Source organism: Bradyrhizobium sp. SZCCHNS30572 (assembly GCF_032484415.1).
In the GTDB taxonomy this organism is placed as follows: Bacteria; Pseudomonadota; Alphaproteobacteria; order Rhizobiales; family Xanthobacteraceae; genus Bradyrhizobium.
The window spans coordinates 256997-273797 of sequence record NZ_JAUESY010000003.1; the positions used below are offsets into that span (position 1 = coordinate 256997).

General features: G+C 66.6%; 17 protein-coding genes. 11 read left to right on the forward strand and 6 right to left on the reverse strand.

Features of this window, described 5'->3' with window-relative positions; translation table 11 throughout:
* Window positions 1-53: 53 nt before the first annotated feature.
* The 10 genes from bchC to QX048_RS09485 all read left to right on the forward strand — a co-directional run bounded on the left by bchC (window position 54) and on the right by QX048_RS09485 (window position 8504).
* A complete protein-coding gene (bchC, locus tag QX048_RS09440) occupies window positions 54-995 on the forward strand; it encodes a chlorophyll synthesis pathway protein BchC (RefSeq protein ID WP_316172529.1) in 942 nt (313 codons plus the stop codon).
* Window positions 992-1990, forward strand: coding sequence for a chlorophyllide a reductase iron protein subunit X (locus QX048_RS09445; RefSeq protein WP_316172528.1), 999 nt, complete (start codon window positions 992-994; stop codon window positions 1988-1990). The genes bchC and QX048_RS09445 overlap by 4 nt, the downstream gene beginning before the upstream one ends.
* A 31-nt stretch (window positions 1991-2021) precedes the next feature.
* The gene (gene bchY, locus QX048_RS09450) at window positions 2022-3572 is read left to right on the forward strand and encodes a chlorophyllide a reductase subunit Y (protein WP_316172527.1); all 1551 of its coding nucleotides are present in this window, start codon (window positions 2022-2024) and stop codon (window positions 3570-3572) included.
* Window positions 3572-5023 carry a chlorophyllide a reductase subunit Z gene (bchZ, locus tag QX048_RS09455; protein WP_316172526.1) on the forward strand — a complete coding sequence of 484 codons (1452 nt, stop codon included), beginning with the start codon at window positions 3572-3574 and terminating at the stop codon, window positions 5021-5023. The genes bchY and bchZ overlap by 1 nt, the downstream gene beginning before the upstream one ends.
* 29 nt (window positions 5024-5052) lie before the next feature.
* Window positions 5053-5280, forward strand: a complete 228-nt coding sequence (locus tag QX048_RS09460; RefSeq protein ID WP_315827731.1) for a hypothetical protein — start codon at window positions 5053-5055, stop codon at window positions 5278-5280.
* 152 nt (window positions 5281-5432) lie between these two features.
* Window positions 5433-5666 carry a light-harvesting antenna LH1, beta subunit gene (gene pufB / locus QX048_RS09465; RefSeq protein WP_315714305.1) on the forward strand — a complete coding sequence of 78 codons (234 nt, stop codon included), beginning with the start codon at window positions 5433-5435 and terminating at the stop codon, window positions 5664-5666.
* Window positions 5667-5682: 16 nt separating this feature from the next.
* Window positions 5683-5871, forward strand: coding sequence for a light-harvesting antenna LH1, alpha subunit (pufA, locus tag QX048_RS09470; RefSeq protein WP_315714306.1), 189 nt, complete (start codon window positions 5683-5685; stop codon window positions 5869-5871).
* 141 nt (window positions 5872-6012) lie between these two features.
* Window positions 6013-6858 carry a photosynthetic reaction center subunit L gene (gene pufL, locus QX048_RS09475; protein ID WP_315810497.1) on the forward strand — a complete coding sequence of 282 codons (846 nt, stop codon included), beginning with the start codon at window positions 6013-6015 and terminating at the stop codon, window positions 6856-6858.
* A gap of 18 nt (window positions 6859-6876) precedes the next feature.
* Window positions 6877-7803 carry a photosynthetic reaction center subunit M gene (gene pufM, locus QX048_RS09480; RefSeq protein ID WP_315750173.1) on the forward strand — a complete coding sequence of 309 codons (927 nt, stop codon included), beginning with the start codon at window positions 6877-6879 and terminating at the stop codon, window positions 7801-7803.
* A 17-nt stretch (window positions 7804-7820) separates the two neighbouring features.
* A complete protein-coding gene (locus QX048_RS09485; protein WP_315714309.1) occupies window positions 7821-8504 on the forward strand; it encodes a biliverdin-producing heme oxygenase in 684 nt (227 codons plus the stop codon).
* Window positions 8505-8760: 256 nt separating this feature from the next.
* On the opposite strand, the gene QX048_RS09490 is transcribed toward QX048_RS09485, so the two are convergent.
* Together QX048_RS09490 and ppsR are read right to left on the reverse strand one after the other, a co-directional pair.
* A complete protein-coding gene (locus QX048_RS09490) occupies window positions 8761-10935 on the reverse strand; it encodes a GAF domain-containing protein (protein WP_316200720.1) in 2175 nt (724 codons plus the stop codon).
* A complete protein-coding gene (gene ppsR / locus QX048_RS09495; RefSeq protein WP_315714311.1) occupies window positions 10936-12306 on the reverse strand; it encodes a transcriptional regulator PpsR in 1371 nt (456 codons plus the stop codon).
* A 317-nt stretch (window positions 12307-12623) separates the two neighbouring features.
* On the opposite strand from ppsR, the gene QX048_RS09500 reads away from it, so the two are divergent.
* Window positions 12624-13058, forward strand: coding sequence for a c-type cytochrome (locus tag QX048_RS09500; RefSeq protein ID WP_315714312.1), 435 nt, complete (start codon window positions 12624-12626; stop codon window positions 13056-13058).
* A gap of 18 nt (window positions 13059-13076) precedes the next feature.
* On the opposite strand, the gene QX048_RS09505 is transcribed toward QX048_RS09500, so the two are convergent.
* Genes QX048_RS09505 through chlG form a run of 4 tightly spaced genes read right to left on the reverse strand, consistent with a single transcriptional unit; the run spans window position 13077 to window position 16800 of the window.
* Window positions 13077-13340: a hypothetical protein gene (locus QX048_RS09505; RefSeq protein ID WP_316191951.1), complete on the reverse strand. Its 264-nt coding sequence runs from the start codon at window positions 13338-13340 to the stop codon at window positions 13077-13079.
* A gap of 11 nt (window positions 13341-13351) precedes the next feature.
* Window positions 13352-14563: a geranylgeranyl diphosphate reductase gene (locus QX048_RS09510; RefSeq protein WP_316191950.1), complete on the reverse strand. Its 1212-nt coding sequence runs from the start codon at window positions 14561-14563 to the stop codon at window positions 13352-13354.
* A 3-nt stretch (window positions 14564-14566) separates the two neighbouring features.
* Window positions 14567-15901, reverse strand: a complete 1335-nt coding sequence (locus QX048_RS09515; protein WP_316191948.1) for a BCD family MFS transporter — start codon at window positions 15899-15901, stop codon at window positions 14567-14569.
* The gene (gene chlG, locus QX048_RS09520) at window positions 15898-16800 is read right to left on the reverse strand and encodes a chlorophyll synthase ChlG (RefSeq protein ID WP_316191946.1); all 903 of its coding nucleotides are present in this window, start codon (window positions 16798-16800) and stop codon (window positions 15898-15900) included. The genes QX048_RS09515 and chlG overlap by 4 nt, the downstream gene beginning before the upstream one ends.
* Window position 16801: the final 1 nt, after the last annotated feature.

Sequence of the window (16801 nt, forward strand, 5' to 3'; positions counted from 1 at the left end):
GTCAGGCTAACCTGACACCCGTAACTAAGCGGGCGTCGCCGGGGAGTTGGGCTATGGACGCGATCGCCGTCGTACTGGGGAGGCCGAGGCAATTGTCGCTGCAGCACCTGCTGCTCGCAGACGTCCCGGACTGCCTGACCGTCGACATCGAATGGAGCGCGATCAGCACCGGTACCGAACGGCTGCTGTACGAAGGCCGCATGCCCCAGTTTCCCGGCATGGGCTATCCGCTCGTGCCGGGCTACGAGGCGGTGGGCCGCGTCGCGCACGCCGCCCCGCATTCCGGTTTTCGTAAAGGCGAGCGCGTGTTCGTGCCGGGCGCGGCGCGCTGCTTCGGCGAGGTCAGGAGCCTGTTTGGCGCCGCCGCCTCGCGCCTCAACGTTCCCGCGCAGCGCATTGTTGCGATCGATGAAACGACCGGCGAGCGCGGCGTGCTGCTGGCGCTGGCGGCCACCGCCTATCATGCATTGTCAATCGGTGGTGACGGCCAGGCCGAATGCGTGGTTGGCCATGGCGTGCTCGGCCGTCTGCTGGCACGGCTGATCGTGGCGATGGGCGGCGATCCGCCCGTGGTGTGGGAGAGCAATCCGGAGCGCGCCGTTGGCGCGACGGGCTATCGCGTCATCGATCCCGCAGAGGACAGCAGACGCGACTATCGCCTGATCTTCGATGCCAGCGGCGATGCCGGCCTGCTCGACAGCCTCATTGCTCGCCTGGCGCCACGTGGCGAGATCATCCTCGCCGGCTTCTACAGTGCGCCGCTCTCCTTCTCCTACCCCCCGGCCTTCATGCGCGAGGCGGCGATCCGCGTCGCCGCCGAATGGAAGCACGAGGATCTGCTCGCGGTGCGCAATCTCATCGACACCGGCAGGCTGTCTCTGGACGGGCTGATCACGCACCACGCCGACGCTCTGTCCGCGGAGAGCGCCTACCGGACCGCGTTCGACGATCCGTCATGTCTCAAAATGGTCTTGGACTGGAGAGCTGCCGCATGAATGCCCCGACCAAGATCAGTGACATGACCGATGCCCTGCGCGCCGAAGCGGCGATCGAGCCGGATGCGCCGTCGACGGCTGCGCCGAAGAAGGCCACGCAGATCATCGCGATCTACGGCAAGGGCGGCATCGGCAAGAGTTTCACGCTCGCCAACCTGTCCTACATGATGGCCCAGCAGGGCAAGAAGGTGCTCCTGATCGGCTGCGATCCGAAGAGCGACACCACCTCGCTGCTGTTCGGCGGCAGGGCCTGCCCGACCATCCTCGAGACCTCCTCGAAGAAGAAGCTTGCCGGCGAGGAGGTCAAGATCGGCGACGTCTGCTTCAAGCGCGACGGCGTGTTCGCGATGGAGCTCGGCGGGCCCGAGGTCGGCCGCGGCTGCGGCGGACGCGGCATCATCCATGGCTTCGAACTGATCGAGAAGCTCGGCTTCCACGACTGGGGCTTCGACTACGTGCTGCTGGACTTCCTCGGCGACGTCGTCTGCGGCGGCTTCGGCCTGCCGATCGCGCGCGACATGTGCCAGAAGGTGATCATCGTCGGCTCCAACGATCTGCAATCGCTCTACGTCGCCAACAATGTCTGCTCGGCGGTGGAGTATTTCCGCAAGCTCGGCGGCAATGTCGGCGTCGCCGGCATCGTCATCAACAAGGACGACGGCACCGGCGAGGCCGCCGCATTTGCCGAGGCGACCGGCATTCCGGTGCTGGCCTCGATCCCGGCGGACGACGACATCCGCCGCAAGAGCGCGAGCTATCAGATCATCGGCCGGCCTGGAACGCCCTGGGCGCCGCTGTTCGAGCATCTCGCCAAGAACGTCGCCGAGGCGCCGCCGCAGCATCCGCACCCCCTGACGCATGACGGCCTGCTCGGTCTGTTCAAGGGCTCGGATGTGGGACGCGGCGTCGTGCTGGAGCAGGCGACGCTCGAAGACATGTGTGGCAGCGCCGCGGTGACCAAGCCTTCGCTCGAAGTGATCTACGACAATTTGTGATGGGATCGGCCGACGAGCGGAATGGAATGCAATGAGCGATCCTGTGGTCCATCAGGCAATGAGCGCGCAGAGCGGCGCAGAGGCAGGCCTCCTGCCGGTGCAGCCCGAGGCGCTCGGCTGTCATGCCGGCAAGGCCGAGCTCAAGCGTGCGGCGGATGCCGCCGGCAAGAGCGAGGTGCTGGCGCGGTACGCGGCCGATTATCCGGCAGGGCCGCACGATCAGCCGCAGAGCATGTGCCCGGCGTTCGGCTCGCTGCGCGTCGGCCTGCGCATGCGCCGCACCGCCACCGTGCTGTCGGGCTCGGCCTGCTGCGTCTACGGCCTGACCTTCACCTCGCACTTTTACGGCGCGCGGCGCAGCGTCGGCTACGTCCCGTTCAACTCGGAGACGCTGGTCACCGGAAAACTGTTCGAGGACATCCGTGAGGCGGTCTTCAAGCTGGCCGATCCCGCCAACTACGACTGCGTCGTCATCATCAATCTCTGCGTCCCCACCGCCTCGGGCGTGCCGCTGCAGATCCTGCCGAAGGAGATCAACGGCGTCCGCATCATCGGCATCGACGTTCCAGGTTTTGGTGTGCCGACCCATACCGAGGCCAAGGATGTGCTCGCCGGCGCGATGCTGAACTACGCGCGCCGCGAGGCGGAGCAGGGCCCGGTGCAGACGCCGCGGGCGCCACGCGGCGACAAGCCGACCATCACCCTGCTGGGAGAGATATTCCCCGCCGATCCCGTTGGCATCGGCATGATGCTGGCGCCGCTCGGCCTTGCCGCTGGTCCGACCGTGCCGACGCGCGAATGGCGCGAGCTCTATGGCGCGCTGGATTGTGCGGCGGTGGCGGCGATCCACCCGTTCTACACGGCTTCGATCCGCGAGTTCGAGACGGCGGGCCGTCCGATCATCGGCTCGGCGCCGGTCGGCTGCGATGGCACCGCGGATTGGCTGGAAGCTGTCGGCAAGACCTGCGGCGTCGGGCGCGCGCAGATCGACGCGGCGAAGAACGCGGTGCTGCCGGCAATTCGCGCGGCGCTTGCGGCCACGCCGATCCGCGGCCGCATCACGCTGTCGGGATATGAGGGATCGGAGCTGCTGGTCGGGCGTCTGCTGGCCGAGAGCGGCGCCGATCTGCGCTATGTCGGCACCGCCTGTCCGCGCACGCGCTGGTCGGAGGCCGATTTTGCCTGGCTCGAGAGCCGCGGTGTGCGCGTGCAGTACCGCGCCTCGCTGGAGCAGGATCTCGCGGCGGTCGATGAGTTCGCGCCGGATCTCGCCATCGGCACCACGCCGGTCGTGCAGAAGGCCAAGGCGCGCGCGATCCCGTCACTCTACTTCACCAATCTGATCTCGGCGCGGCCGCTGTTTGGTGTCTCCGGAGCCGGCTCGCTGGCGCAGGTCGTCAACGCGGCGATCGCAGGCAAGGCGCGCTTCGACGAGATGCGCGACTTCTTCGAAGGTGTCGGCGAGGGCGACAATGCTGGCGTGTGGCAGGTCACACCGGTCGAACGTCCCGAATTCCGCGACAAGTTCCGCAAGGCGGTCGCGGCGCAGGCCAGGAAGCGCACGTCCGAGGAGATGGTGTGATGCTGATCCTCGACCACGATCGCGCCGGCGGCTATTGGGGGGCGGTCTACGCCTTCACCGCGATCAAGGGCCTGCAGGTCATCATCGACGGCCCCGTGGGCTGCGAGAATTTGCCGGTGACCTCGGTGCTGCACTACACCGACGGCCTGCCGCCGCACGAGCTGCCGATCGTCGTGACAGGGCTTGGCGAGGACGAGCTCGGCCAGAAGGGCACCGAGCAGGCGATGAAGCGCGCCCGCGCGGCACTCGATCCGGATCTGCCGGCGGTGGTCGTCACCGGCTCGATCGCCGAGATGATCGGCGGCGGCGTCACGCCGGAAGGCTCCAACATCAAGCGCTTCCTGCCCCGCACGATCGACGAGGACCAGTGGCAGAGCGCCAACCGCGCGTTGAGCTGGCTGTGGAGCGAATACGGCCTGCGCAAGATCCCGGAGCGCAGGCCTCGCAAGGACGGCGAGAAGCCGCGCGTCAACATCATCGGCCCGATCTACGGCACCTTCAACACGCCGTCGGATGTCGCCGAGATCCGTCGCCTGCTCGAAGGCATCGGCGCCGAGATCAACATGGTGTTTCCGCTCGGCAGCCATCTCGCCGATGTCGGAAAGCTGGTCGATGCCGACGTCAACGTCTGCATGTATCGCGAGTTCGGGCGGCTGTTGTGCGAGACCTTGGAGCGGCCTTATCTGCAGGCGCCGATCGGGCTGCATTCGACGACGAAATTCCTGCGCTCCCTGGGCGAGATGCTCGGCCTCGATCCCGAGCCGTTCATCACCCGGGAGAAGCATACGACGATCAAGCCGCTGTGGGACCTGTGGCGCTCGGTGACGCAGGACTTCTTCGGCACCGCGAGCTTCGGCATCGTCGCGTCCGAGACCTACGCGCGGGGCCTGCGCAATTTCCTGGAGACCGAGCTCGGGCTGCCCTGCAGCTTCGCGATCTCGCGCTGCGCCGGCGCCAAGACCGACAACGACGCCATCCGCAAGGCCATCCATGAGCGGCCGCCGCTGGTGCTGTTCGGCAGCTATAACGAGCGCATGTATGCGGCGGAAGCCGGCAACCGGTCGATCTACATCCCGGCCTCGTTCCCGGGGACGGTGATCCGCCGCCACACCGGCACGCCGTTCATGGGCTACTCCGGCGCGACCTATGTCGTGCAGGAGGTCTGCAACGCGCTGTTCGATGCGCTGTTCAACATCCTGCCGCTCGCCACCCAGCTCGACCAGATCGCGGCGACGCCGGCGCGACTCGAGCGTGAATTGCCGTGGGATGACGGGGCCAAGCTCGCGCTGGATCAGATCATCGAGACGCAGCCGGTGCTGGTGCGGATTTCGGCGGCCAAGCGGCTGCGCGACGCGGCCGAGCGCGGCGCGCGCCAGGCCGGGTTGGACAAGGTGACGGAGGACGTTCTCGCGCATGCGCGGTCGCAGCTCGCAACGGGCCAGGCCGCATAGGCACGGGGATAGCGGAGAGGGAGAGCACGATGTCGTTATACGAGCGCATTGATCGTGACGTCGCGCCGAGATCGCGCGAGCGCATCGACTATCTCCTGGTCTACGCGGTGTGCTTCGCCGTGCTGATGGTCGAGGGCGTGCTGCGCCGGATCGGCTCCATCATCACCGGCCACCGGCCCGCGCCGCTCGGCGCGATCGTCGGTGAAGCAAGGATCAAGGCCGCGAACTGCGCGACCTCGTCCTTCATGGGGTTATGAGTTTCGAGAGCTGTGAGTTCGCTCTCCAAGTATTGCTAGGAATTCGTGCGGCTCGCCGCATGGATGCCATCCCGGCGACGGGATGGCGCTTCGACGCCGCTCATCTCGGTGAGTGGCATCCGGCCGAAAGGCCAACACCAGGAGGTACCACTATGGTGGACGTACCAAACAAGGGAGGCTCTCTGTCGGGGCTGACCGAAGCGGAGGCGAGGGAATTCCATAGCATCTTCATGACGAGCTTTGTGGTCTTCACGGCGGTTGCGATCGTCGCCCACATTCTCGCCTGGATGTGGCGTCCCTGGCTGCCCGGGCCGACTGGCTACAAGGCGGCGGCGCTGGATGGGGCGACCCACTACGCCAATATCGTGCTCTCCTACCTGACCTGATCGAAAGGAGAAAACTATGTGGCGCTTGTGGTTGTTGTTCGATCCCCGCAGGGTTCTCGTGGCTCTCGGCGTGTTCCTGTTCGGGCTGGCATTGGTGATTCACTTCATCCTGCTCAGCACCAACCGGTTCAACTGGCTGGAGGGACCGCGTGCAGCGAAGACGTCGTCGATCTCTGAGCCGGCGACCCCGCTGAAGCTCAGCTAACAGCTCGACGACCAGAGGGAAGCGGACGTGCGACGGCGGCAGACCCCGTTCGCCCGCTTCCCAAATCCTCTTGTCCACGAATTCACGACACGACGATACGACACGCAGCATATCGAGCGACGGGCAGCGGAGGCAGGACCGATGGCAATGCTCAGCTTTGAACGAAAATACCGCGTCCGCGGCGGCACGTTGATCGGCGGTGACCTCTTCGATTTCTGGGTCGGACCGTTTTATGTCGGCTTCTTCGGCGTGACGACGATCTTCTTCACCTTCGTCGGCGTGGCGCTGATCCTCTACGCCACGGCGCTCGGACCGACGTGGAATCTCTGGCAGATCAGCATCAACCCGCCCGACGCCAAATACGGGCTGTCATTCGCGCCCCTCACCGAGGGCGGCTTCTGGCAGCTCATCACGGTGTGCGCGCATGGCGCATTCGTCTCCTGGGCGCTGCGGGAGGTCGAGATCTGCCGCAAGCTCGCGATCGGCTATCACGTACCGTTCGCCTTCGGCTTTGCGATCTTCGCCTATTTCACGCTGGAGGTGATCCGTCCGGTGCTGATGGGCTCGTGGAGCTACGCCTTCCCCTACGGCATCATCACCCATCTCGATTGGGTGTCGAACACCGGCTATCAGTTCGGCAACTTCCACTACAACCCCGCGCACATGATCGCGATCACGTTCTTCTTCACGACGTGTCTCGCGCTCGCTTTGCACGGCGGACTGATCCTCTCGGCCAGCAATCCGGGCCGGGGTGAGGAGATGAAGTCGCCGGAGCACGAGAACACGATGTTCCGAGATCTGATCGGCTATTCGGTCGGCACGCTCGGCATCCACCGGGTCGGCCTGTTCCTGGCGCTGTCGGCCGTGTTCTTCAGCGCGGTGTGCATCGTCATCTCCGGTCCCGCCTGGCTGCTGCCGGAAGGCAATGCCTGGTCGGACTGGTGGGAGTGGTGGCGCAGGGTCCCGATCTGGTCGCCGCCGCAATGAGTTCAAGGAGAGGTCACCATGGCCCAATACCAGAACATCTTCACGCAGATCCAAGTTCGCAGTGCGATCTACCCGGGCATCCCGATCGAGCCCGGAATCTGGGAGCGGCTCGGCAAGGGCAGCTTCAACTACTGGTTCGGCAAGGTCGGCGACGCCCAGGTGGGGCCGGTCTATCTCGGCTTCCTCGGCCTCGCCTCGCTGATGTCCGGCTTCGTCGCGATCGAGATCATCGGTCTCAACATGCTGGCGTCGGTGAACTGGAGCCCGCTCGAGTTCATTCGACAGTTCCCGTGGCTGGCGCTGCAGCCGCCGGCGCCGGAATACGGCCTGCAGATATTCCCGCCGCTGCAGGAGGGCGGCTGGTGGCTGATGGCCGGCTTCTTCCTGACGACGTCGATCCTGCTGTGGTGGGCGCGCACCTATCGCCGCGCCCGGGCGCTCGGCCTCGGCACGCATGTGTCGTGGGCGTTCGCGGCGGCGATCTGGCTCTATCTGGTGCTCGGCTTCATCCGGCCGATCTTCATGGGGAGCTGGAGCGAGGCGGTGCCGTTCGGCATCTTCCCGCATCTCGACTGGACCAACAACTTCTCCATCACCCACGGCAATTTGTTCTACAACCCATTCCACATGCTCTCGATCGCCTTCCTGTACGGATCGGCGCTGCTGTTCGCGATGCATGGCGCGACGGTGCTCGCGATCAGCCGATACGGCGGCGAGCGTGAGCTGGAGCAGATCGTCGACCGCGGCACGGCCTTCGAACGCGGTGCGCTGTTCTGGCGCTGGACGATGGGCTTCAATGCCACGGCCGAATCGATCCATCGCTGGGCCTGGTGGTTCGCCGTGCTTTGTCCCTTGACCGGCGGCATCGGTATCCTACTGTCGGGCACCGTCGTCGACAGCTGGTTCGACTGGGGCGTGAAACACGGGCTGGCGCCGCCGCGCTGACTCCTGCAGGTCGAGGCATGTTGGACAGAGTCGAATTGGATCGGATCGAGACGGCCGGACGCAGTGCGCGCCCGGCCAGTCTATTGCAGGCGATGCGCGAGCGTACCAAGACGCTGCACGTCACCGCGGAGCGGACCGGGATCGTCGCCGAGCTGCTGCGGGGGCGCGGCACGCGGCAGGCCTACGCGTTGTTGTTGCGCAATCTGCTGCCGGTCTACGAGACGCTCGAAGCGGAGCTGCTCCGCCATCAGGGAACGCCGGTGATGGGCCGCATCGTGCGGCCGGAGCTGCATCGCAGTGCTGCGATCAAGCTTGATCTTGCGTGGTTCGACGCGAGCCCTCTGCCGCTGCTGCCCGAGGCCATCGCCTATGTCCGGGTCATCCAGGAAGCGGGAGCCGGCTCCGGCCATCGGCTGCTGGCCCATGCCTATACGCGCTATCTCGGTGATCTCAGCGGCGGCCAGATCATCAAGAAGATTCTCGCGCGTTCGCTCGAGCTACGGCCCGAGGCGACGTCGTTCTACGAATTCCCCGAGATCGCTGATATCCCGCGGTTCAAGGACGACTACCGCGACGTGCTGGAGCAGGCCGGCGCGGCGATGGCGGAGCATGAGACCGTCGTCGAGGAGGCGGCATTGGCGTTCGAGATGAACATCACGCTGTCGCAAGCGCTGCAGGAGGCGGCCGGGCTGAGAACGTGATGTGCGGAGGCCTGATTGATCCTTCGCCATCGGTTTGGTCGAATACGATCGCGTGAGACCCCGCGTCCTCCCCCGGGGGCGGTGGGCTCCGCTCCTCCTTTCCGGCAGGGCAATCGCATATGCCCTTCCAATTCGGCCCAGCCGCAACTTGGATCGCAGAGGCCGACGTCGGGAGATTTTCGAATCCAGATTGGCTCTCCGGAGACAGGACGGACAAGGCAGTCGAGGTCGCCCGGACGAGAGCTGCGGCCCGCCGTCACTCTTCGCTCTGCGAGCGGTACCACACCAGGTGCTCGAGGATCTCCAGTGTCCGCGTGGTCGAATTGCGGATGCTCTCCAGCATCTCCGGCATGCTGCCGGCCTGTGCTCCGTGCGTCACCTCGAGCGCCGCGAGCTGCGCGTTCTCCACGGTGGAGGCAGCGAGCTCCTTGTAGATCAGGCTTGCGCTCTGATCGAGCCGCAGCGTCGGCCGGCGGGCGCCGTCGATCTCTTCCTGGAAGCGCGCCCGGGCCGCCTCGGCGGTCTTGCGCTCGGTCAAGTCCGAGAAGATCAGCACGAAGCCGAGCACGCGATCATACGGTGCGATCACCGGGTCGGCGCGCACCATCAACGGCCGTTGCGGCGAGGCGCCGCCCGTCAGTGTCAGCTCGCCGCGCCAGCTCCGCTTGTTGCGCATGAGGTCGTCGAGATTGGCGCGGAATTCCGCCGGCGCCGTGCAGTAGCTGCCGAGATCGCGCAGATGCGGGATGTGCGGATGCGGGGCGCGCAGCTGCTGCTCGAACGCTTCGTTCATCAGCAGGATGCGGCCCTCGACATCGGCGATGATGACCGGCTGCTCCGAGCGCAGCACCTGAGCGCTGATCGTGGCGAGCTGGTCCTGCGCGATCACCATGCGGACCGAACGCAGCTGCAGCGCCACGTCGGCGACCGTTTCGCTCACCGCGCGGGCGGAGGCGAGCTCGGCGCTCGACCACGGCTCGGACTTGCCTTCGACCAGCTGATGCCATTTCGCAAACGAGCGCCGCGGCGACAGATCCGACGGATCGTCGCCGATGATGACGGCCTTGAGCGGATCGCCGCCCCAGGTCACCGTCCGGACCTGCTCCGGCCGGAACCACAACAGATACTCGCCCTCGCTCGCCGACAGCGGAGCGGCGATCAAGCCGCTGGCGATCGAGCGGATGTCGGCAAAGGACGGCTCATCGAGCGTCAGCGAGCTGGTCGCCGTCAAGCCCTCGGGGGCTGCTCCCGGAGTGTTGCGCCGGCGATCGAGCCAGGCGGCGAGGTCGCGGATGCGCTGCGTCGACGGGACGTCGCCGGCGGTCGTGACTTGGCCCTCGAACAGCAGCGACGCGCCGCTGGCACCGAGCGGCTGCAGCAGCGACTGCGAGCCGTCGAACAGCGCGGCCTGCCATTCGCCGTCGCGCGACACCGCTTCGACCAGCCGCTGCTCCAGCCGGCGCACGACCAGCTCGGACTGGCTTTGGGCAAAGCTCTCCAGCGCCGCGATCCGGATCGCGCAGGTCTCGGCCAGCGCCTCGCCTGCCGCGCGAATGTCGAACGGCACGAAGCGCGGCTCATAGTGATGGCAGGCGATCAGTCCCCACAGCCTTCCGCTGACCATCAGCGAGCACACCAGTGTCGCGCCGACACCCATGTTCTGCAGATATTTCTGGTGGATCGGCGACATGCTGCGCAGGCAGCTCAGGGACATGTCGAGATCGCGGCCGTTGAGCGGCGAGATGCGCGGCTGCAGCGGCACAGGCCTGTAGTTGACGTCGACCAGGAGGCGCACCCGGTTGCGCTCGTAGAGCCGGCGCGCGATCTGCGGAATGTCGGACGCCGGATAGCGGTTGCCGAGAAAGGCCTCCAGATCCGGCCGCCGCCGCTCCGACAACACCTCGCCATGGCCATCTTCGTCGAAGCGATAGACCATGACGCGGTCGTAGCCGGCGATCTCCCTGAAGATGGTCGCCGTCTCGTCGCACAGGCCGAGCAGCGATGAGGCTGAGGTGATGCGGTGGAAGGCGCCGTCGAGCGCAGGCGCGATGTTGGTCGTCTTCGTCGCCGGCTCCAGCTCGACGATCAGCCCGCCATTCGAGGGCCGGTGAAGCGTGCAGTCGACCCGGCGCGGCGGCGCCCCGGCGGTGCATCGCAGGGTCATCGGAGCCAGATGGAGCGGGCTGTTGAGATGCGGCAGGATCTGCAGCGCGAGATCGCCGCCAAGATCGCGTAACGGACGTCCGACCACGGAGCCGGTGTTGAGGAAGGCGGCCGCATTGGTGCTGGCCTGGATGACGATGTTGTCGGGCTCCTTGACCGCCAGGAGAATGCCGTGCGGCTGGATCGAGCCTGCGAGATGAATCTGTTCACGCTCGCAATCCGCAAGAGTAGCGTGGCCGAAGGCCGGCGTTGTCAGCGGAACGGGCAACTATCTCCCCTTTTCGGTTTCCTCGTCGCTTTCTTCGAGCTGGCTCAGATTATACCGATCGAGCTTGGCGTAAAGACTCTGGCGGCTGAGGCCGAGAATTTCGGCAGCCGACGTCCGGTTCCCGTTGGCGAGCTCGAGCGCAGCGCGGACGTAATGCTGCTCGACGACTTCGACCGTGCTCCTCACCAGGTCGCGCAATGGTGTTTTGCCGACCGATTCGTTGATGCCCGCGAGGGCGACCCGCAGATTGTCATGCTCCGCCGTGGGCGACAACCGCCTGGCGATGTTGCGCAACACCAGGCCGATCCGGCGCTGGCCGTCGAGGCCATGGGCGGCGGCCGAGATCTCGACCTCGGTCTCGGTTCCGAGCTCGCCCTGGATCGTGGTCGACAGCAGCCGGACGGCTCCATGGCGCTCGACGTTGGAGATCAGCACCGAAAGGTCGGCGCCGGGGCGCGTCAGCCACCGGCTGAGCTTCTCGCCGATCAGCGCCTCTTTCGATCCGACCTCGACCAGCTCCAGGAAGGCCCGATTGGCGCGCTTGACCGCACCGGTGCCATCGATGCTGATGACGGCATCGGGAAGATTGTCGATCAGCGCCTCGGGATCGTCTGGCAGCGGACCGGGCTGCGCGGCCTTGCCGATCGGCGCCATCTGCAGCAGGAACATCGGGGCGGTGTCGCTGCTCATCAGCGATCCCCGGAGCATCCAGGGGGCGGTGTCCTGGCCGAGGTGAATCACGATGCCCGGCGCCTTGCCCTGGTCGCGGACGCGCCTCAGCATCAGCTCCACCGGCTCGCGATCCTTTTGCGGGATCTCCTGCAGGAACTCGCGGCCCACCAGATTGTCCCGGCGCCGGCTTGAAACGCCGAGCGCGGCTGCCGCCGTCCGATTCGCTTCGACGATGCGCAGATCTGACACCTTCGTCAGCAGCACAGCCTCGTTGGAATCCTCGATGACCAGGCGGTAGCGCGTCTCGATCTCGCGCAGCTTCCAGTAGTCGCGCTCGATGGTCTGCTGGGCCGAGATCAGCCGGGCCTGGAGCTCCGCGACCGCCTGCAGATTCTTGCCGATCGCCAGCATGCCGGCCCGGCCACCGAGTAGCACGGTGGTGAATTCCATCGGCAGCTCGAGACCGCTCGGGAATCGCTGCGTGATCTGTCGGAACGCGGAAATGCCGGTCCGCCTGGTGTCCTGCATGATGCGCTCGATCTTCTCGCTCGCATCATCGACGATCTCGGACCAGGGACGGCCGAGCCAGATGTCGACATTCTCGGCTGACATGTTCGGCGACAGCGTCGCCTCACGGATCACGCCGTCCATGTCCAGCAGCAATGTCACGTCGGGTCGTGGACCGTGAAACTCGGCCATGGTCTTGGCACCCGTTATCTTGGCACCCTCTTGAGACGCTCGGGGGATTGCGGCCAGTTCATTTGGCGCGCATTTTGAAGGTGTTGCGCCCCATCCCGCTAACGTATTGAGAGTCTTGAGAATGTCGTTAGCCCATGCAGGGCGCTCGCTGTCAAGGCTTATTTCAGAGCATCCAGCTTTCGTTGGTATCCCTGCGCTTATTGCATGTTCGAGCTGCGACTTAATCACTCGGGTGAGAATGACAAGATATCATGACACTGATAAATGTAACGATGAGGTCACATGGGCTAACGGAACGACAAATTGGGAGGATGCACATGCTCAAGGCGGGTTTGGTTGCGGCAGTCGTGGTTGCAACGTCGGGAGGCGCCGCATTGGCGCTGGACGGCGGCGACGCTGCGAAGGGCGAACAGGTCTTCAAGCAGTGCATGACCTGCCATCGGATCGGACCGGAGGCGAAGAACGCGGTCGGTCCCGTGCTCACCGGCGTGGTCGGCCGGCCTACCGGGACCTATCCGGGCTTCGCCTATTCTGAGCTGAACAAGCATGCCGGCGAGGCCGGGCTGGTCTGGACCGAGGACAACATCTTCGCATACCTCCCAGATCCCAACGCCTTCCTGAAGAAGTTCCTCACCGACAAGGGCAAAGCGGATCAGGCCACTGGATCGACCAAGATGGTGTTCAAGCTCGCCAACGAGCAGCAGCGCAAGGACGTCATCGCGTATCTGAAGACGTTCTCCGAGAAGAAGTGATCGGTATCGGCCGCCCCCTCATCGCCAGCGCTGCCGCAGATCGGCGGCGTTGGCGAGACCCGAGGCCGCCAGACAGCCTGCGAGCCAGAACCAAGGCGCCCCGATCAGCGCGCAGCGCAGCGCCAGCAGCAGGAAGACGCCGGCAAGCAGGTTGGGGAACAGCGCCCGCGGGCTGATGCCGCGGCGGTGCCGCTGCCAGATCCACGCCACGGCGGCGAACTCCACGGCGACCACCGCGAGGATCAGGTCGACCAGATGCGGGCTGCGAAACAGCTCACCCATTGCGCGAGCCGCTAGGCGGCCCTCGCGAGCCCGGTGAGGTGCGCGATGTTCTTGAAGAAGATGCGCACATGCGACAGCGGCTTGGCGCGGACCAATTCCTTGTTCATGTAGGCGTCCCAGGTCAGCTGCTGGACGTCCTTGTCACGGCAGATCGCGACGAAGCGCTCGCGGCGGGCGTCGTTCGTGTACCAGTAGCGCTGCATCATGCCGAGGATGAAGAACACGGCGCCATGCTTGCGCATGAAGGATTTGCGGGCGGTGGCCAGGGCGGCCGCATCGCCGGTCTTGAGGAACAAGGCAACGGCGACGGCGGCCGCGCGGCCGCCGGCCATTGCGTAGTAGATGCCCTCACCGGAGGCCGGGGCCACCACGCCGGACGCATCGCCGGCCAGCACGACGTCGCGGCCATTGTCCCACCGCGACAGCGGCTTCAGCGGGATCGGCGCGCCTTCGCGGCGGACGGTTTCGAGATCGTCGAGCGCGGCGGCCTTGCGGAATTCGGCGACTGAGCCCCGCAGCGAAAAGCCCTTATGAGCGCTGCCGGTGCCGATGCTGGTGGTCGGTCCGTGCGGAAACACCCAGCTGTAGAAGTCCGGCGACAGCCGGCCGCGATAGACGACATCGCACCGCGCGGCATCGAACACCGGATGGCTGCGGTCCGGCGAGCGGATGATCTCGTGATACGCGAACACGTAGCGCATCTCGCTGGCTTCGGGGATGCACTGGCGCGCCACGGCCGAGACCGCCCCGTCGGCGCCGATCACGGCTCGGGCCCGCACACGGTCCTCGCGCACGCTGCCGTCGTCCATGCGCCTGACATAGTGCACCACCGACTTGCCGTCGTCGTCGCGCGCGATATGGCTGAAGGTCCCGGTGCGGCGGATCGCGCCGTTTGCGGCGGCGCGCGCTCGCAGCCATTCGTCGTAGTGCTCGCGATCGACCATGCCGACGAAGCCGCCGTCGATCGGCATGTCGACGTCCCGGTTGCTCGGCGACACCATGCGGGCGGACGAGATTCGGGCCACCAGCAGATGGTCGGGAATCTCGAACTCGGCGATCAGCCGCGGCGGAATGGCGCCACCGCACGGCTTGATGCGGCCGGCCTTGTCGAGCAGCAGCACGTGATGACCCTGGCGGGCCAGATCATTGGCGGCGGTGGCGCCGGCGGGACCGCCGCCGACGACCACGACATCAAAGCATTCCGGGCTGGAGGAGGGGCTCATCGGTCAGGCTCCCAGATTGGCCGGCTGCGCCGCCAGCGTCGGTGATGGCTCGCGCGGGCGCTTGATCCAGATCGCGAGCCAGGCGGAGAGGACGAACAGTGCCGCTTCGGCGGCGAACACCGCCGCGTAGGCCGAGGCGGTCGTCGGCATGAAATGGCGCGCGGCGTCGGCCGCCGCGGTGCCGACAAAGCCGCCGATGCCGAACGAGATTGCCTGCGAGGCGCCCCACAGGCCCATGCGCGTGCCCTCGCGGTTGTCGCGGCCCTCGCTGACCATGTTCATCATCGCGCCGATCGCGGCGATGGCGTAGACGCCGTTGGTGATGCCGAGCAGCAACACGGAAGCGCGCAGTGGCCAGGCCGGGCCGACGGTCGCGGCCGCAACCAGGCTGAGCAGCGCCAGCGCCGAGGCGAGGCAGCCGCCGATGATCCACGGCTGCGGCCGCATCCGCCAATCGGCATGCAGGCTCGCCATCGCCGGCATCAGGATCATGCCGATCAGTGCACCCATGTGTTGCACCGATGAGAGCTGCGTGGTCTGGCCCGGCGTCATGCCGAACACGCTGCCGGCGAACGGCTCCAGGATCAGGTCCTGTGCGCTGTAGGCGAGCATCGAGACGAAGATGAAGATCGCGAAGCGCCGCGCCTGCGGCTCCCGGCAGATCTCGCGGAAGTCCTGCATGAAGCCCGACCGCTCCGCGATGGCGGAGGTCGTCTCGGCAGAGGTGTCGGGCTGCTCGATGCCCCAGACGCCGAGCAGCGTCAGCACCATGGCGATCGCCGAGACCGTGCCCGACACCAGCATCAGCCGCTCGCCGGAGAACGGATCGAGCGCCTTGCCGGCCACCGCCGTGGTGACGATGAAGCCTGTGATCATCATGATCCAGGCGATCGAGGCGGCGGCGCTGCGCCGCTCTGGCGCGGTCCGCTTGGCGAGCAGCACCAAGAGCGACGTGCCGGCGGCGCCGACGCCGATGCCGATCATGATGAACGCGATCACGGCGAGCGTCAGGCCGAGGGCGAGGTGGGTCGCCATCAGCGCAGTGGCCGCTGCGGCCAGCAGGCCGCCAGCCGCGAGCACGGCCATGCCGCCGACGATCCAGGCGAAACGACGCCCGCCGACATCGGAGCCGTGGCCGAGCCAGGGCCGCAGCACCTGCATCGCATAGTGGATCGCGACCAGCAGGCCGGGGATCATCGCCGGCAGCGCCAGTTCGATGACCATGACGCGGTTGAGCGTCGAGGTCGTCAGCACCACGACCGCGCCGAGCGCGGTCTGCACCAGGCCGAGCCTGACGATGCCGAACCAGGACAGAGGAGCGGGCGCAGCGTTGCTCATGCCGACAACCCCGCCAGCGCGAACGCCGTGACCAGCATGCCCAGCACGTAGAGCAGCACGCCCGTGCCGTTGTACCAGGGCGCGAGCTCGCGCGGGTTCGTCATCAGCCGCCGCATCAGCACCAGCTGGGCCGCGATCAGCGCAACCACGATGATGGCGTGGGCCGGGCGGCTCCAGACAATGAGCAGCGTCAACACCGCAACCTGCGCCAGCGCCATCGTGATGCAGGCGAGGCGCGCGGCGCGCTCGGCGCCGAGCAGCACCGGCAGCGAGTTGACGCCGCTGACGCGGTCGCCGCCGATCGACTTGAAGTCGTTCAGGGTCATGATGCCGTGCGCGCCCGCGCTATACAGCAGGGCGACCGCGAGCACGGGCCAGGACGGCGCCTGCGCGCTCATGATCGCTGCCGCGGTGATCCAGGGCAGGCCTTCGTAGCAGAGGCCGACGGCGCTGTTGCCCCACCAGCCGTTCTGCTTGAGCCGGATCGGCGGCGCGCTGTAGGCCCAGGCCAGCGCGAGGCCAAGCGCCGCAGCGGCAAAGCCCCAGGTGCCGAGCAGGGTGGCGACGCCGAGCGACAGCACTGTCCAGATCAGCGCAATATAGAGACCCCAGCGTCCGGGAATGCGGCCCGACGGGATCGGCCGGTCCGGTTCGTTGAGCGCATCGACATGGCGGTCGAACCAATCGTTGACGGCCTGGCTGGTGGCGCACACCATCGGCCCGGCGAGCACGAGACCCGCGATCACGACCGGCCAGCGCGGCGCCAGCGGCGCGCCGGACGAGATCACGCCGCAGCCGAACGCCCAGATCGGTGGAAACCAGGTGATCGGCTTCAACAGCTCGAGAACGGCCGAGGGATGAAGCCGGGGAGCGAGCGGGACGGGCGCGATCTCGGTCATT

What these genes read in the sequence shown, in the direction of transcription:
- pufL (WP_315810497.1), top strand. Translation starts at nt 6,013, where the DNA reads ATGGCAATGCTCAGCTTTGAACGAAAATACCGCGTCCGCGGCGGCACG.
- QX048_RS09515 (WP_316191948.1), bottom strand. Translation starts at nt 15,901, where the DNA reads ATGAGCAACGCTGCGCCCGCTCCTCTGTCCTGGTTCGGCATCGTCAGG.
- pufM (WP_315750173.1), top strand. Translation starts at nt 6,877, where the DNA reads ATGGCCCAATACCAGAACATCTTCACGCAGATCCAAGTTCGCAGTGCG.
- QX048_RS09510 (WP_316191950.1), bottom strand. Translation starts at nt 14,563, where the DNA reads ATGAGCCCCTCCTCCAGCCCGGAATGCTTTGATGTCGTGGTCGTCGGC.
- ppsR (WP_315714311.1), bottom strand. Translation starts at nt 12,306, where the DNA reads ATGGCCGAGTTTCACGGTCCACGACCCGACGTGACATTGCTGCTGGAC.
- bchY (WP_316172527.1), top strand. Translation starts at nt 2,022, where the DNA reads ATGAGCGATCCTGTGGTCCATCAGGCAATGAGCGCGCAGAGCGGCGCA.
- chlG (WP_316191946.1), bottom strand. Translation starts at nt 16,800, where the DNA reads ATGACCGAGATCGCGCCCGTCCCGCTCGCTCCCCGGCTTCATCCCTCG.
- bchZ (WP_316172526.1), top strand. Translation starts at nt 3,572, where the DNA reads ATGCTGATCCTCGACCACGATCGCGCCGGCGGCTATTGGGGGGCGGTC.
- bchC (WP_316172529.1), top strand. Translation starts at nt 54, where the DNA reads ATGGACGCGATCGCCGTCGTACTGGGGAGGCCGAGGCAATTGTCGCTG.
- pufB (WP_315714305.1), top strand. Translation starts at nt 5,433, where the DNA reads ATGGTGGACGTACCAAACAAGGGAGGCTCTCTGTCGGGGCTGACCGAA.
- QX048_RS09445 (WP_316172528.1), top strand. Translation starts at nt 992, where the DNA reads ATGAATGCCCCGACCAAGATCAGTGACATGACCGATGCCCTGCGCGCC.
- pufA (WP_315714306.1), top strand. Translation starts at nt 5,683, where the DNA reads ATGTGGCGCTTGTGGTTGTTGTTCGATCCCCGCAGGGTTCTCGTGGCT.
- QX048_RS09500 (WP_315714312.1), top strand. Translation starts at nt 12,624, where the DNA reads ATGCTCAAGGCGGGTTTGGTTGCGGCAGTCGTGGTTGCAACGTCGGGA.
- QX048_RS09460 (WP_315827731.1), top strand. Translation starts at nt 5,053, where the DNA reads ATGTCGTTATACGAGCGCATTGATCGTGACGTCGCGCCGAGATCGCGC.
- QX048_RS09485 (WP_315714309.1), top strand. Translation starts at nt 7,821, where the DNA reads ATGTTGGACAGAGTCGAATTGGATCGGATCGAGACGGCCGGACGCAGT.
- QX048_RS09505 (WP_316191951.1), bottom strand. Translation starts at nt 13,340, where the DNA reads ATGGGTGAGCTGTTTCGCAGCCCGCATCTGGTCGACCTGATCCTCGCG.